Below are 13,357 nucleotides of genomic sequence, written 5' to 3'. Positions count from 1 at the left end.
TGAGATCCTGAATCGAGCCTGCCTGCCGGTCAGACAGGTTCAGGATGACGTGCTTCATTATGATTCAATAGTCTAATCTTTTATTTCTTTATTATCATTTGGGAGTTTTTCAAATCCCATATTGTATAATGTGAAACCAAAAATATCAGCATATTCATCAATGATCATGCTAGTTGGTTTTCCGGCGCCGTGGCCCGCTTTGGTTTCGATACGAATAAGCACGGGGGCGTCTCCGGCTTGTTTTTCCTGTAGTTCTGCCGCAAACTTAAAAGAATGTGCTGGTACCACACGATCGTCATGATCTCCCGTAGTGATCAAAGTTGCAGGATATTTAGTGCCTTCTTTAACATTATGAACCGGTGAGTAATTGTAAAGATAATCGAACATTTCTTTACTGTCTTCAGCAGTTCCGTAGTCATAGGCCCAGCCGGCTCCGGCAGTAAACGTGTGATAGCGCAACATATCCATAACGCCTACAGCAGGCAGTGCTACTTTCATAAGATCTGGACGTTGCGTCATTGTTGCGCCAACCAGTAAACCACCGTTAGAGCCACCTCTAATAGCGAGATAATCTTTAGACGTATAGTTGTTTTCAATTAAATATTCTGCAGCGGCGATAAAATCATCAAACACATTTTGCTTTTGCATTTTAGTACCTGCATCGTGCCATTCCCTGCCATATTCGCCTCCGCCACGAAGGTTTGGTACCGCGTAAACACCACCTTGCTCTAACCATACAGCGTTGGCCGTACTAAACGATGGTGTTAAACTGATGTTGAAACCGCCATAACCGTATAGTATAGTTGGGTTTTTACCGTTAAGTTCAATGCCTTTTTTAGCGGTGATAATCATCGGGATTTTAGTGCCGTCTTTAGATTTATAAAATACCTGACGACTTTCATAATTATCTGGATTGAAGTTGATATTTGGTTTGTTGTAAACCGCAGAAGTTCCCTCTTTAATATCGTACTTATAGATGGTACCCGGAGTTACATAATTTGTAAATGAATAGTACAAGGTATCAGCATCTTTTTTAGCGCCAAAACCACCGGCCGAACCTAATCCCGGTAATTCAATTTCACGAACAAGTTTTCCTTCGTAATCATATTGTTTTACCTGAGAAACAGCATCTACCATATATTCGGTGAAGAAATAACCGCCACCAGTTGAAGGGCTAAGTACATTTTCGGTTTCCGGGATAAAATCTTTCCAGTTTTCAGGAGATGGATTTGCAGCATCTACGGTTACGATTCGTTGGTTTGGTGCATCAAGGTTGGTAACGATATAAAGTTTACTGCCTTTGTTGTCGATCACGTAAGTGTCGGTATCCTCATTGCCGATAATAGTCTTTAATTCAGGGTTACTTTTACTAAGATCCATCATAAAAACCTTGCCTCCAGATGTGGAATTTCGAGCTGAGATAAACAGATATCTGTTGTCTTCACTTACGCTACCCCCTACATAACGATGTTTTTGTTCTGGCATACCGCCAAAGATCATTTTATCATCAGATTGCGGGGTGCCGATTTTGTGATAGAATAAACGGTGCTGGTCTGTTTTTGCTGATAGTTCGCTGCCTTCAGGTTTTTCGTAACTGGAATAATAGAAACCTTCATTCCCTTTCCATGAAATACCACTGAATTTAATGTCTTTCAGGGTATCTTCAGTAACTTCTTTGGTTTCGGTGTCCAGTACAATAACTTTTCTCCAGTCGCTTCCACCTTCAGAAATGCTATAGGCCGCCATTTTTCCGTTTTCAGAAAAACTTAATCCACTTAACGAAGTCGTACCATCTTCACTAAATTTATTTGGATCTAAAAATACTTCGGGCTCGTCATTTTCATTTTTGCGACGGTAAATCACATATTGATTTTGTAAACCATCATTTTTAGAAAAGTACGTGTAATCTCCTTCTTTGAAGGGAGCGCCAATTTTCTCGTAATTCCATATTTCAGAGAGGCGTTTTTTTAAGTCTTCTTTAAAAGGGATCTTATCTAAATATCCAAAAGTAACTTTGTTTTCAGCCTTTACCCATTCCTCGGTTTCTTTGCTGCGGTCATCTTCCAGCCAGCGATAAGGATCTTTAACTTGGGTGCCAAAGTAATCGGTTACGGTATCTACTTTTTTGGTTTCGGGATAGTTTAAATTCAAAGCAGTATCTTTTTCTGTTTTTGTTTCTTCAGAATCTTTACAGGATGCCAGGGCAGCCAATGTGAAAACTCCAATGATTATTTTTTTCATCGTGTGAGATTTTTGTGGGAAGCTAAATTTATAAATAAAAAACGAGGTTGCTGAAATCAACAACCTCGTAAATTATATGAACACTAAAAATTAACTTAAACCAGCTTATTTTCCATAAGATATTCTGCGATTTGAACGGCATTAGTTGCAGCTCCTTTTCTTAAGTTATCTGCAACCACCCAAAGGTTTAGTGAATTTGGTTGTGAGTAATCGCGACGAATCCTGCCCACAAAAACATCATTTTTACCTTCAGCATAAATTGGCATTGGGTAGGTGTTGGTGTCTGGATTATCCTGAACCGTAACTCCTGGGAAATCGTTTAAAAGTTTACGCACTTCACTTTCTTCAAAATCATTTTCAAACTCAAGGTTTACAGATTCACTATGCCCCCCTACAACCGGAATACGAATCGCAGTAGCAGTTACTGAAACCGAATCGTCCCCTAAGATCTTTTTAGTCTCGTTGGTAAGCTTCATCTCTTCCTTAGTGTATCCATTATCCTGAAAAACATCACAATGCGGTAAGGCATTACGGTGAATTGGGTAAGGATAAGCCATTTCTCCTTCTTTATTTTCGTATTCGTTTTCTAACTGCTGTACCGCTTTAACACCAGTACCGGTAATTGACTGATAAGTCGACACTACGGCACGTTTAATCGTGTATTTATCATGAAGCGGTTTTAAAGCCATTAATAACTGAATTGTAGAACAGTTAGGATTAGCGATAATCTTATCTTCTTTTGTTAATTCTGAAGCATTAATTTCTGGGATCACCAGTTTTTTAGTAGGATCCATTCTCCATGCTGAAGAGTTATCTACCACCGTAGTTCCGTTTTCAGCAAATTTTGGCGCCCATTCTAAAGAAGTGTCCCCACCAGCAGAAAAAATAGCAATCTCTGGTTTGGCAGCAACAGCATCAGCAAGGCTAATAATCGTGTATTCTTTATCCTTATAGGTTACTTTCTTTCCAACAGATTTTTCTGATGCAACCGGTAATAATTCGGTTATAGGAAAATCTCTTTCGGCTAGTACTTTTAACATAACCTGCCCTACCATTCCGGTAGCGCCAACAACTGCTACTTTCATTTTCAATTAATTTTATCTGCTTTGACAGATGGTTTAGAATTTGGAATTAAATTTTGATACAAATGTATTATACCTGTTAGGATCTATCGATTAAATAATTCTTTTTTTTGAGATAAAATGATCTTTTTAAACGTATTTAAGATATTTGTTAAAAAAAAGACCCCTCTTTTTGAGAGGGGTTTAATGATACATATTGCTACTTAGAATGTGCAGTATAGCGGTGCACGTATTTTTAAAGCGTTGCGATTATTCTGTCGCAGTGCCATTTTGCTTTTTAAGTTCGTCCCTAATTTGGGCTAAAAGCTCCTCCTGAGTAGGCCCTTTTGGAGCTGCAACAGGTTTTGGATCTTCTTTTTTCTTTGTTTTTTCGTATGCTCTTAAGAACAAAAATATAAATAATGCAACAATTAGAAAATTTATAATGGCCTGGATTAAATTACCATAAGTAATCACTGCCGCTTTGGCTTCCTGTGCTTCTGCAAGGTTTGCATAAGTCTGGCCGTCTAAAGCGATAAATTTTCGGGTAAAATCGGTGCCGCCCGTAAGCACACCGATAATTGGGGTAATCACATCTTTAACTACAGAGTCTACAATGGTTTTAAAAGCAGCTCCCATCACTACAGCAGTAGCAAGGGCAACGATATCTCCTTTCATTATAAACTTCTTGAAATCGGAATAAAAGCTCATAGAGTAAGTTTGATGGTTAATAGAAGTATAATAATACAGAAAAATCGACTAGTTTCTAATCAATTATAAATCTTTTAACTCTCTGGGAGATAGCGGTAATAAGCTCATAAGAGATTGTTCCGGCTTTATTGGCAAATTTCTCGGCACTTCTTTCTTTACCAAAAATAATCACCTGGTCACCTTCATTACAATCGATATCTGTGACATCAACCATGATCATATCCATACATACATTCCCAATTATTGGGGCTTCTTTACCATTAATAAGTACAGCGGTTTTTTGTTTACCGTAAATCCTGCTTATACCATCTGCATGCCCAAGTGGTAGAGTGGCCGTAGTGGTGTCTTTTTTAGCTATAAATGCGCGATTATAGCCAACACTTTCTCCGGCTTTGATATGATGAATCTGGGAAATGATGGTTTTTAAAGTTCCTATGGGCTTTAATTTTTCATCCTCTTCCACAGAATTTCCGTAGCCATATAAACCAATACCTGTACGTACCATGTCGAAAATGGCTTCAGGATAATTTAAAATCCCAGAAGTATTACATAAGTGGCGCAGGATGTTGTGATCGAAAGCTTCTAAGATTTTTTCTGAAGCTTTTTTGAAGGTCGCAATCTGCGATAAGGTAAATTCTTTTTCAGCCGGATCTTCACTGGCTCCTAGATGAGAATATATCCCTACCAGTTGTAGCGCTGAAGTTTTTCTTAAAATCGAAATGACCTCATCGATTTCTTCTGGTGAAAAACCCAGTCGGTTTAAGCCTGTGTTGATATTAATATGTACAGGATAATCCTTAAGGTTTAATTCTTCAGCCGTTTTTATAAATTCGGTTAAAATATGTTTGCTGTATAAACTTGGCGTAAGGCAGTTATCTATAAGTAACTTTAAGCTATGCGATTGTGGGTGTAAAACCAGTACAGGTTTTTCTATCCCGCCGGCTCTTAGGTTTTCGCCTTCTTTAGTATAGGCAACAGCAAAATGATCGATTCCTGCTTTTTCCAACTTAGAAGCAATAGCAACCGAGTCGCTTCCGTAGGCAAAGGCTTTTACTACCGCCATCATTTTTACCGTATGGGCAACTTTAGAACGTAAATACTGGTAATTGTGTTCTAGTGATTTCAGGTCTATTTCTAGAACAGTTTCCTGGGCTTTAGGCATTTTTTTCTTTTAAGTTAGGCTTTAGCTCTTCGGCATCTTTCACATTCATTCTTCTAACTTTTTCCTGATGCATCGCTTTGTAATAAGCGGCCCTGCTTAAAGGCTCGTATTCTTCGGTTTCACCAAGAAAAACCAAATCGTCGTTTACGGCCTTGCGGTAACTATATTGGGCAAGGTTTCCGGTACGGGTACAAACAGCGTGTACTTTGGTTACATATTCTGCCGTAGCCATCAGGTTAGGCATGGGGCCAAAGGGATTTCCTTTAAAATCCATATCCAGACCAGCAACCACTACTCGAATTCCTCTATTGGCAAGGTCGTTACAAACACTTACGATTTCATCATCAAAAAATTGCGCCTCGTCTATTCCAACCACATCACAACCATCGGCCAGTAGCCTAATATTGGATGCAGCGGGTACGGGTGTAGATCTAATTTCGTTAGCATCATGAGAGACGACCATTTCCTCGTCGTATCGGGTATCGACAGCCGGTTTAAAGATTTCAACGTTTTGTTTGGCAAATTGGGCGCGCTTAAGTCGGCGGATCAGTTCCTCGGTCTTTCCAGAGAACATACTACCGCAAATAACCTCTATCCAGCCAAATTGCTCTTTGTGATTTACTGTATTTTCGAGAAACATTTTGTAATTTTCAGATCGAAATGGGAAATAACCTCTTTTTTATAAAGGTGGAACAAATTTATTAAAAATCCAACCCTGTATGCAGGGCTAATTATTAAAGTTATGAAGAAGACTATAGAGGCTGAATTGAAAATGCTGGCGCAAAAGATTTTAGAGGGAGATGCAGAGAAGCAAATCGATCAGCTTAAGCAAGAAGCTAAAGTTCTTTATGAAAAACTTACCATATTACAATTTACCTACGCGCATCTAGAAGATGAAAAACCAGAAAAGCAACTGGCCTTAGAAACGGTAAGTTATGCTGAGGATACGTATGCGCCATCTAAACCACAACCTTCCAGAACCCAATCGCAGACAACCTATAAAGAAGGCGATTATTATGTGCCTGATGGAACGGAGTTTAATGATAGTGATGCGATAACCGAACCTAATACTGAAAAAATTAAGGATATCGTAGCGCAAATGCCTCCGGAAACCGAAGGTTTAGATCGGTTGATGGATGCACTTAATGAAGATTGGTCGAAAGTAAAACCTGAATTGGAAAAACCAGAAGATAACTGGCCGCAACCAACAGAGCATAAAGCGCCTAAACCAGCCGAGACAGAATCACCAAACATACCAGAAATCCCTGAAGAGCATTTTGCAGAGCCACCAATATTTGAACCTAAACAGGCGGAACCAGAACCCGAGCAGCAGAAATCACAACCGGAAGAAAAAACTGAAATAACACCAGAACCCGAGCAGCAAAAAGAAGAATCCAAACCTGTAGAAAATCAGGAGCCGCCTAAGCAAGATTCAAATGCTAGTGGTGATTTTAGGCAAATTGGGGTAGATTATGATAACCTTCCAGATTTTGAACCTTTAAATAACCGCCAAAGTGAACAACGGCCAAGATCGGTAAATGACCGACTTAAAAGCGGAATAAGTATTGGTTTGAACGATCGACTGGCGTATATCAAACATCTGTTTGCAGGCAATGCGGCCGATTATAACCGGGTACTTTCGCAACTAAATACATTTAGCGATTTTGATGAAGCTTATAAATTTATTCAGTTAGTGGTAAAACCAGATTATAATAACTGGGAAGGAAAAGAGCAGTATGAGGATAGATTTGTACAGATAATCGCTAATAAATTTCAATAATATATGGGAAAACTTTTTTTGGTTCCCACTCCAATAGGTAATCTTGAAGATATCACTTTTAGAGCGATCAGGGTTTTAAAAGAAGCCGATTTAATCCTTGCTGAAGATACTCGCAATAGTGGTAAATTACTGAAGCATTTTGATATTTCTACCCAAATGATAAGCCATCATATGCACAACGAGCATAAGACGGTAGATCATCTAATAGGGAGATTACAGGCTGGAGAAACTTTTGCTTTGATCAGCGACGCTGGCACTCCGGCAATTTCAGATCCCGGATTCTTGTTAACACGAGCTTGTGTAGAAGCGGGGATTCAGGTAGATTGTTTGCCGGGAGCGACCGCTTTTGTACCGGCTTTGGTGAATAGCGGGTTGCCCAATGATAAATTTGTTTTCGAAGGTTTTTTACCCGTAAAAAAAGGACGACAAACACGATTAAAATTACTGGCAGAAGAAAACCGAACCATGATTTTTTACGAATCACCGCATAAACTTCTAAAAACGCTTACCAATTTCACCGAATATTTTGGAGCTGATCGGCAGGTTTCGGTATCACGAGAGATCACTAAACTTCATGAAGAGACCATAAGAGGTACTGCGGAAGAAGTTTTAAAACATTACACGCAAAAACCACCAAAAGGGGAAATAGTAATTATTGTAGCCGGAAATAAATAATGCAGGAGCTGCTGAAGGAAATACGCAATTGCGATGTTTGCCAGGAGCATTTGCCTTTAGGCCCTCGCCCAATTATCGAGGCTGTAAAAGATTCAAAGATCATTTTGATTAGCCAGGCACCCGGTCGGGTGGTTCATCAATCGGGTGTAGCCTGGAAAGATCAAAGTGGTAAGAAATTACGGGAATGGCTGGATGTAGGTGAAGAGACCTTTTACGATCCGGCCAATTTTGCCATTTTACCCATGGGTTTTTGTTATCCCGGTAAAGGAAAAACCGGAGATTTGCCTCCAAGAAAAGAATGTGCCCCACTTTGGCATCATCAGGTTTTTAAACAGTTGGAAAATGTAAAGCTTAAGATCTTAATCGGTTCGTATGCTTCCAACTATTATCTCCCAAAATCAAAGCATGAAAATTTAACCGAAAAAGTGTCGAATTTTGAAGAATTTCTCCCTGAATTTTTACCCTTACCGCATCCGTCACCAGTAAACCGATTTTGGCGAATGAAAAAACCCTGGTTTGAAAAAGAAATGGTTCCCAAAATACAACAACGAATTGCTGAAATATTGAAGTAAAATACCTAAGGGCAAGCCCACAGTACATTCGGTAAAGACAAAATTTCAATTCCGCGGCATCCCGATTGCATCGGGACTGGGTATTAAATCCTTTGGCGGTGCCAATAAAAAAAGTGCTATGATCATCACATAGCACTTTAGATTTCCTTTCACTGAAAAAGCTTATTTTTTACCTGATTTTTTTAAAATTTCGATAGCTTCTTTCGCATTTGAATTAACAGCTAGTTCTTCAGCAGTTTGTTTTTCCTGATCTGATTTTACCGAAAGATCGGCCCCTTTTTCGATCAAAAGCGATAAAATTTTCGCTTTGTTATAACGAGCCGCGTACATAGCCGGTGTTTTTCCTAAGGATTTTTTGTTGATGTCTTCCCCCATTTCAATTAACTCGGCTACCATATCATAATTTCCTGTGATAATAGCTTTACAAAAAGAATTTAAATTGATATCCGCTAAATTTTCAATAGGAAATTCGGTTGATTTTGATAAAGAAGAATGAGACTCCGATGCAGAGGCAATTCCAGAAGTTAATACAAAGGCTAAAGCTAAGGTGAAAACTGATTTTTTCATGATGAATGATTTTTAATGATTGATAAATGATTGTTTACCTAAAAGACGCCAGAGAAATCAAAATGTTACAATACGAAATTAAATTCCTTTAATTTTAAGAATATTTTAATATTTTGACCCCGGAATTTAGAAGTTCGGAATTCAGATTAAGAGACAGGAGACAGGAGACAGGAGACAGGAGACAGGAGACAGGAGACAGGAGACAGGAGACAGGAGACAGGAGACAGGAGAAATAAGTTGATTTGAAAATTTGATGAATGTTCCACTTCAATTTTGAATGCTAAATGATTTTTTAAAGTCATGCTGAACTTGTTTCAGCATCTCTCTCTTGCTAAACTGAATCGAAAAAATTAAGCAATAAAACAAAAGCCACTAAAGTATTTTTGGGAATTCACACTTCGGAGGGAGGGGGAAACTGATAATTGTTTGTCGTTAATCGTTAATGACCTCTACAAACTCAAATTTTTTACCACTAAATAAGCCTTTGTCAGAGAGTTTTAAATCGGGGATTACCAGTAGCGCCATAAAGGATAAGGTCATAAACGGCGCTTTTAAAGTGCTCCCTAATTCTTTGGCCATTTTATCGATTTCCTGATATAATTTTCCGGTTTCCCAGGCATCTTTATCACTTATAATTCCGGCTACGGGCAATGGCAAAGATTTTTGATTTTCGTTATTTACAGCACAAATTCCTCCTTTGTTTTTAATGATGAGGTTTACGGCGTTGCAAATTTCTTTATCGCTGGTTCCAACAACAATAATATTATGAGAATCATGCCCAACAGAGCTGGCTATCGCTCCTTTTTTAAGTCCGAAGTTTTTAATAAACGCTACAGAAGGGGCTTTGTCCTCATAGCGATTAACCACTGAAATTTTTAAAATATCATGGGCGATATTCGATGAAAGGGAGTCATTTTCTAAAATTGCTTTGGCTTCAATCTCGTTCGAAATTAATTCGCCATCCAAAGCTTCGATCACTTTTACCAGATCGGTTGTGGCTTTCAGTTTAAAATCTTCAGGTGATTTTTCAGAAATATTAAAATTATTGGGCGCTTTAAAGTCGACAGACTGGATATGAGATTGGCCATTTTCAGCAACAATTTCTCCGTCAATATAGGTTTTAAGGACTTTAAAATTGTTCAGGTTTTCAACCAAAATAAAATCGGCTGCATCACCTTTTTTTAGCAGCCCCACATTAAGATGATAATGTTTTACGGGATTAATGCAGGCGGCCTTTAAAACCTTAAAAACATCAATTCCTTTCGCCACCGCGCGTTCGCAAAGCTGATTAATATGCCCTAAAACAAGGTCATCTGGATGCTTGTCGTCTGAGCAAAACATCATATTCTGGTAATTTTCGGGCAGAAGATCGATTAAAGCTTCAAAGTTTTTTGCGGCGCTACCTTCCCGAATAATCACCTTCATTCCCAGTTCCAGTTTTTCTTTTGCTTCATCGTAGGTAAAACACTCATGATCTGTACTAATTCCTGCTTTTACATATTTAGCGGCCTCTTTTCCGCGAAGCCCTGGAGCGTGCCCATCAACGGGTTTTTTAAAATGCTGTGCCCACTTTATTTTTTCGAGTACTTCAGGATCGTCATATAAAACCCCGGGGTAATTCATCATTTCGGCTAGATAAAAAATATCAGGAGACTGCATCAGTTCTTTGATCGCTTCAGCATCGATCACTGCACCGGCAGTTTCAAAAGTAGTCGCCGGAACGCAACTTGGTGCACCAAAATGAAATTTTAAAGGAACTTTTTTACCATTTTCGATCATAAAATTAACACCGTCAATGCCTAGCACATTGGCAATTTCATGCGGATCTGAAACCGTGGCTACCGTACCATGGATAGTGGCTACGCGGGCAAATTCAGAAGGAACAAGCATCGAACTTTCAATATGAATATGCGCATCGATAAAACCGGGCATAAGAAACTGCTTTTCATTATGTCGGGACTCTTTAATTTCGACAATCTTTTTATTTTCGATGTGAACTTCCGCAGGAAAAATCCGTTGGTTCTCGATATCAACCAGTTGCCCTTTTACGATCTTCATTTTCTAAATTTATTGAAAGTTGAAAGTAATAAATTAAATTGGGAACGTCTATTTTAGCAGCTGTATAAACAAATTCCGAAAATGGAATTATTCGTCATTCCGTGCTTGACACGGAATCTCATCCAGATTTGACTCTTGACCTAATAACTCTGCAATTGTCTTAGGATGATATGATTTTTAAAATTGATTATAAAATGAATTTATCAGACTATTTAGAACAGGTAAAATCCAATCCAAAATCGGCCGATTTTCAGCAAACAATGGCTTTAATCGACGAATATTATCAATTTTCGCCCGCTTCTTTTAAAAACGGAGAAATTTATAATGAAGCCGGAACCAATAATGGTAGCTGCAAAATTTTTGCTTTGGGTTTACTTAAAGAGCTAAGCGAGAAAACGACCTTAGCACTTTTTGGAGAACATTATTTTGAAGGCGTTTTAAATGATCCTGAAGGCGATAGCCACCAGAATATTCGTAATTTTATGAACACCGGCTGGAGCGGAATCGCTTTTGATACCGAAGCTTTACAGCCTGTAAAATAATTTCTTTTTAAATTGAATTGATATTCGATATTTTAAGACTAGATTTTATTGTCTGAATAATCCTTTTCAGGAAACTTTTTTGAATAGAAGATAAATGCCGATGAATACCCGCTGGACCATAAAACCCAATCCCGATCCTGAAATTGTCCATTCTTTAATGCAATCTTTAGGAGTAGGAAAACCTATAGCAAAACTTTTAGCGCAACGAGATATCACTACTTTCCAGGAAGCAAAGAAATTCTTTAGGCCAAACCTTAAAGATCTTTATGATCCCTATTTAATGAAAGATATGGATAAAGCGGTGACCCGTATCGAAAAGGCTTTAGCCGAAGAAGAAAATATTATGGTTTACGGCGATTATGATGTGGATGGTACGACCAGCGTAGCGTTGATGTCATCTTACCTAAAAACGCGATATCCAAATGTCGCAACCTATATTCCAGATCGCTATAACGAGGGGTATGGCGTTTCTTATCAGGGAATCGATTTTGCTGCCGATAATGATGTTAGTTTAATTATTGCTTTAGACTGCGGAATTAAAGCTATCGATAAAGTGGCGTATGCTAAGGAAAAAGGGATCGATTTTGTGATTTGCGATCACCACCGTCCGGGAGCAGCAATTCCTGAAGCTGTTGCGGTACTTGATCCTAAACGTGAAGATTGCGAATATCCTTACAAGGAATTATGTGGTTGCGGTGTAGGTTTTAAGTTGATTCAGGCGTTGGCTGAAAAACGAGGTGATACCATCGAAGTCTTGCTGCCATATCTGGATTTGGTAGCCACGGCAATAGGAGCCGATATTGTTCCTATCACTGGGGAAAACCGAATTTTAGCCTATCACGGTTTGCATGTGATCAATGTAGCGCCAAGACAGGGCTTTAAAGCGATATTGAGTCAGCTTAAAAAAGAAACCATTACCATCACCGATGTTGTTTTTGTGATCGCACCACGAATAAATGCTGCCGGAAGGATGAAACATGGGCTGCATGCGGTAGAGCTGCTTACTGAAGAAAATGAAGCACAGGCACAACAATTTGCTTCGGAAATAGAATCTCATAATGCCAGCCGAAAAGATACCGATAAATCCATTACTGCTGAAGCTTTAGTGCAAATTGAAGAACTAGAGGAGCAGGAACGTTTAAGTACTGTTGTTTACGCCAATCACTGGCATAAAGGGGTTATTGGGATTGTAGCCAGCCGACTTACAGAAACCTATTATCGCCCCACTTTGGTTTTTACGAAAAGTGGCGATAAGCTGGCGGCATCGGCAAGATCGGTAAAAGGATTTGATGTATATAACGCTTTAGAAGCCTGCCAGGATCATATCGAACAGTTTGGTGGGCACAAGTATGCAGCAGGTTTAACTATAAAAGAAGAAGAGTACGAGAACTTTAAAAGAAAGTTTGAAGAAGTAGTTGCTGAAACCATCGACAGGAAATTACTGACACCTGAAATCAGTATTGATGCCGAACTGGAATTAGATGAAATCACCCCTAAATTTTGGCGAATCCTAAAGCAGTTCGCACCATTTGGGCCAGGGAATATGTCTCCGGTTTTTATGTCGCGAAATTTAACCGATTCGGGATTTGGGAAATGTGTAGGGAGCGAGAATACTCATTTAAAATGTAGTGTAACGCAGTTAGGCAATACCTCTTCTTATAATGTTATTGGCTTTAATCTGGGTGAAAAATTAGAGCTTATCCAGAATAAAAAATCTTTTAGTGCCGTATATTCTGTAGATGAAAACGAATGGAACGGGAATGTTTCGTTGCAGTTAAAATTTAAGGATATTAAGGAAAGTTAGAAGTTGGATTTTAGAACGCTTCGCTGTTAGAGGTTAGAATCAAGAAAATAGACTGGATAGAATTGTACGTCCCTGATATAGGTTGACCATAACAGGTTAAATCTATGAAGTCAACAATCAAATTAATTCAAAAGTCCCGTAAGTATTCAGAGGCTTTTAAAAAATCTATTGTAAAAGATTTTGA

General features: G+C 38.7%; 12 protein-coding genes. 5 read left to right on the top strand and 7 right to left on the bottom strand.

What is annotated here, in order from left to right; translation table 11 throughout:
• Window positions 1-72: 72 nt before the first annotated feature.
• From L1967_RS01550 to L1967_RS01530, 5 genes are all read right to left on the bottom strand, one after another.
• Entirely contained in the window at window positions 73-2,241 is a 2,169-nt protein-coding gene (locus tag L1967_RS01550) for a prolyl oligopeptidase family serine peptidase (RefSeq protein ID WP_249599957.1), read from the bottom strand.
• A 95-nt stretch (window positions 2,242-2,336) separates the two neighbouring features.
• Window positions 2,337-3,326, bottom strand: a complete 990-nt coding sequence (locus L1967_RS01545) for an aspartate-semialdehyde dehydrogenase (protein WP_249599956.1) — start codon at window positions 3,324-3,326, stop codon at window positions 2,337-2,339.
• Between the two features lie 246 nt (window positions 3,327-3,572).
• Complete coding sequence (mscL, locus tag L1967_RS01540) at window positions 3,573-4,013, bottom strand: large conductance mechanosensitive channel protein MscL (RefSeq protein WP_249599955.1); 441 nt, start codon at window positions 4,011-4,013, stop codon at window positions 3,573-3,575.
• A gap of 55 nt (window positions 4,014-4,068) precedes the next feature.
• Complete coding sequence (gene alr, locus L1967_RS01535; protein WP_249599954.1) at window positions 4,069-5,175, bottom strand: alanine racemase; 1,107 nt, start codon at window positions 5,173-5,175, stop codon at window positions 4,069-4,071.
• The gene (locus L1967_RS01530; protein WP_249599953.1) at window positions 5,168-5,815 is read right to left on the bottom strand and encodes a thymidine kinase; all 648 of its coding nucleotides are present in this window, start codon (window positions 5,813-5,815) and stop codon (window positions 5,168-5,170) included. Before L1967_RS01530 ends, alr begins: the two co-directional genes overlap by 8 nt.
• A 102-nt stretch (window positions 5,816-5,917) precedes the next feature.
• Here L1967_RS01530 and L1967_RS01525 point away from each other — a divergent pair, with 102 nt between their 5' ends.
• Genes L1967_RS01525 through L1967_RS01515 form a run of 3 tightly spaced genes read left to right on the top strand, consistent with a single transcriptional unit; the run spans window position 5,918 to window position 8,202 of the window.
• Window positions 5,918-6,955, top strand: coding sequence for a prolipoprotein diacylglyceryl transferase (locus L1967_RS01525; protein WP_249599952.1), 1,038 nt, complete (start codon window positions 5,918-5,920; stop codon window positions 6,953-6,955).
• 3 nt (window positions 6,956-6,958) lie between these two features.
• On the top strand, window positions 6,959-7,630 hold the full coding sequence (rsmI, locus tag L1967_RS01520; RefSeq protein ID WP_249599951.1) for a 16S rRNA (cytidine(1402)-2'-O)-methyltransferase: 672 nt from the start codon (window positions 6,959-6,961) through the stop codon (window positions 7,628-7,630).
• Window positions 7,630-8,202 (top strand): uracil-DNA glycosylase family protein, encoded by a 573-nt coding sequence (locus tag L1967_RS01515; protein ID WP_249599950.1) that lies wholly within the window; start codon window positions 7,630-7,632, stop codon window positions 8,200-8,202. The genes rsmI and L1967_RS01515 overlap by 1 nt, the downstream gene beginning before the upstream one ends.
• Window positions 8,203-8,364: 162 nt before the next feature.
• Here L1967_RS01515 and L1967_RS01510 read toward each other — a convergent pair whose 3' ends face one another.
• Together L1967_RS01510 and ade are read right to left on the bottom strand one after the other, a co-directional pair.
• Window positions 8,365-8,769: an ankyrin repeat domain-containing protein gene (locus L1967_RS01510; RefSeq protein WP_249599949.1), complete on the bottom strand. Its 405-nt coding sequence runs from the start codon at window positions 8,767-8,769 to the stop codon at window positions 8,365-8,367.
• A 432-nt stretch (window positions 8,770-9,201) separates the two neighbouring features.
• Window positions 9,202-10,827 carry an adenine deaminase gene (gene ade / locus L1967_RS01505; RefSeq protein ID WP_249599948.1) on the bottom strand — a complete coding sequence of 542 codons (1,626 nt, stop codon included), beginning with the start codon at window positions 10,825-10,827 and terminating at the stop codon, window positions 9,202-9,204.
• Window positions 10,828-11,021: 194 nt separating this feature from the next.
• Between ade and L1967_RS01500 the strand changes: the two genes are divergently transcribed.
• Together L1967_RS01500 and recJ are read left to right on the top strand one after the other, a co-directional pair.
• Complete coding sequence (locus L1967_RS01500) at window positions 11,022-11,369, top strand: HopJ type III effector protein (RefSeq protein ID WP_249599947.1); 348 nt, start codon at window positions 11,022-11,024, stop codon at window positions 11,367-11,369.
• A 100-nt stretch (window positions 11,370-11,469) separates the two neighbouring features.
• Complete coding sequence (gene recJ, locus L1967_RS01495) at window positions 11,470-13,173, top strand: single-stranded-DNA-specific exonuclease RecJ (protein WP_249600175.1); 1,704 nt, start codon at window positions 11,470-11,472, stop codon at window positions 13,171-13,173.
• Window positions 13,174-13,357 lie beyond the last annotated feature (184 nt).

This window comes from Zunongwangia pacifica (genome assembly GCF_023499215.1).
Lineage (GTDB): Bacteria > Bacteroidota > Bacteroidia > Flavobacteriales > Flavobacteriaceae > Zunongwangia > Zunongwangia pacifica.
The sequence above is the reverse complement of the archived record's forward strand: the minus strand, read 5'-3'. Positions and strand labels throughout refer to the sequence as shown.

Coding starts and splice junctions, on each gene's coding strand:
- L1967_RS01550 (WP_249599957.1), bottom strand. CDS start 2,241: ATGAAAAAAATAATCATTGGAGTTTTCACATTGGCTGCCCTGGCATCC.
- L1967_RS01545 (WP_249599956.1), bottom strand. CDS start 3,326: ATGAAAGTAGCAGTTGTTGGCGCTACCGGAATGGTAGGGCAGGTTATG.
- mscL (WP_249599955.1), bottom strand. CDS start 4,013: ATGAGCTTTTATTCCGATTTCAAGAAGTTTATAATGAAAGGAGATATC.
- alr (WP_249599954.1), bottom strand. CDS start 5,175: ATGCCTAAAGCCCAGGAAACTGTTCTAGAAATAGACCTGAAATCACTA.
- L1967_RS01530 (WP_249599953.1), bottom strand. CDS start 5,815: ATGTTTCTCGAAAATACAGTAAATCACAAAGAGCAATTTGGCTGGATA.
- L1967_RS01525 (WP_249599952.1), top strand. CDS start 5,918: ATGAAGAAGACTATAGAGGCTGAATTGAAAATGCTGGCGCAAAAGATT.
- rsmI (WP_249599951.1), top strand. CDS start 6,959: ATGGGAAAACTTTTTTTGGTTCCCACTCCAATAGGTAATCTTGAAGAT.
- L1967_RS01515 (WP_249599950.1), top strand. CDS start 7,630: ATGCAGGAGCTGCTGAAGGAAATACGCAATTGCGATGTTTGCCAGGAG.
- L1967_RS01510 (WP_249599949.1), bottom strand. CDS start 8,769: ATGAAAAAATCAGTTTTCACCTTAGCTTTAGCCTTTGTATTAACTTCT.
- ade (WP_249599948.1), bottom strand. CDS start 10,827: ATGAAGATCGTAAAAGGGCAACTGGTTGATATCGAGAACCAACGGATT.
- L1967_RS01500 (WP_249599947.1), top strand. CDS start 11,022: ATGAATTTATCAGACTATTTAGAACAGGTAAAATCCAATCCAAAATCG.
- recJ (WP_249600175.1), top strand. CDS start 11,470: ATGAATACCCGCTGGACCATAAAACCCAATCCCGATCCTGAAATTGTC.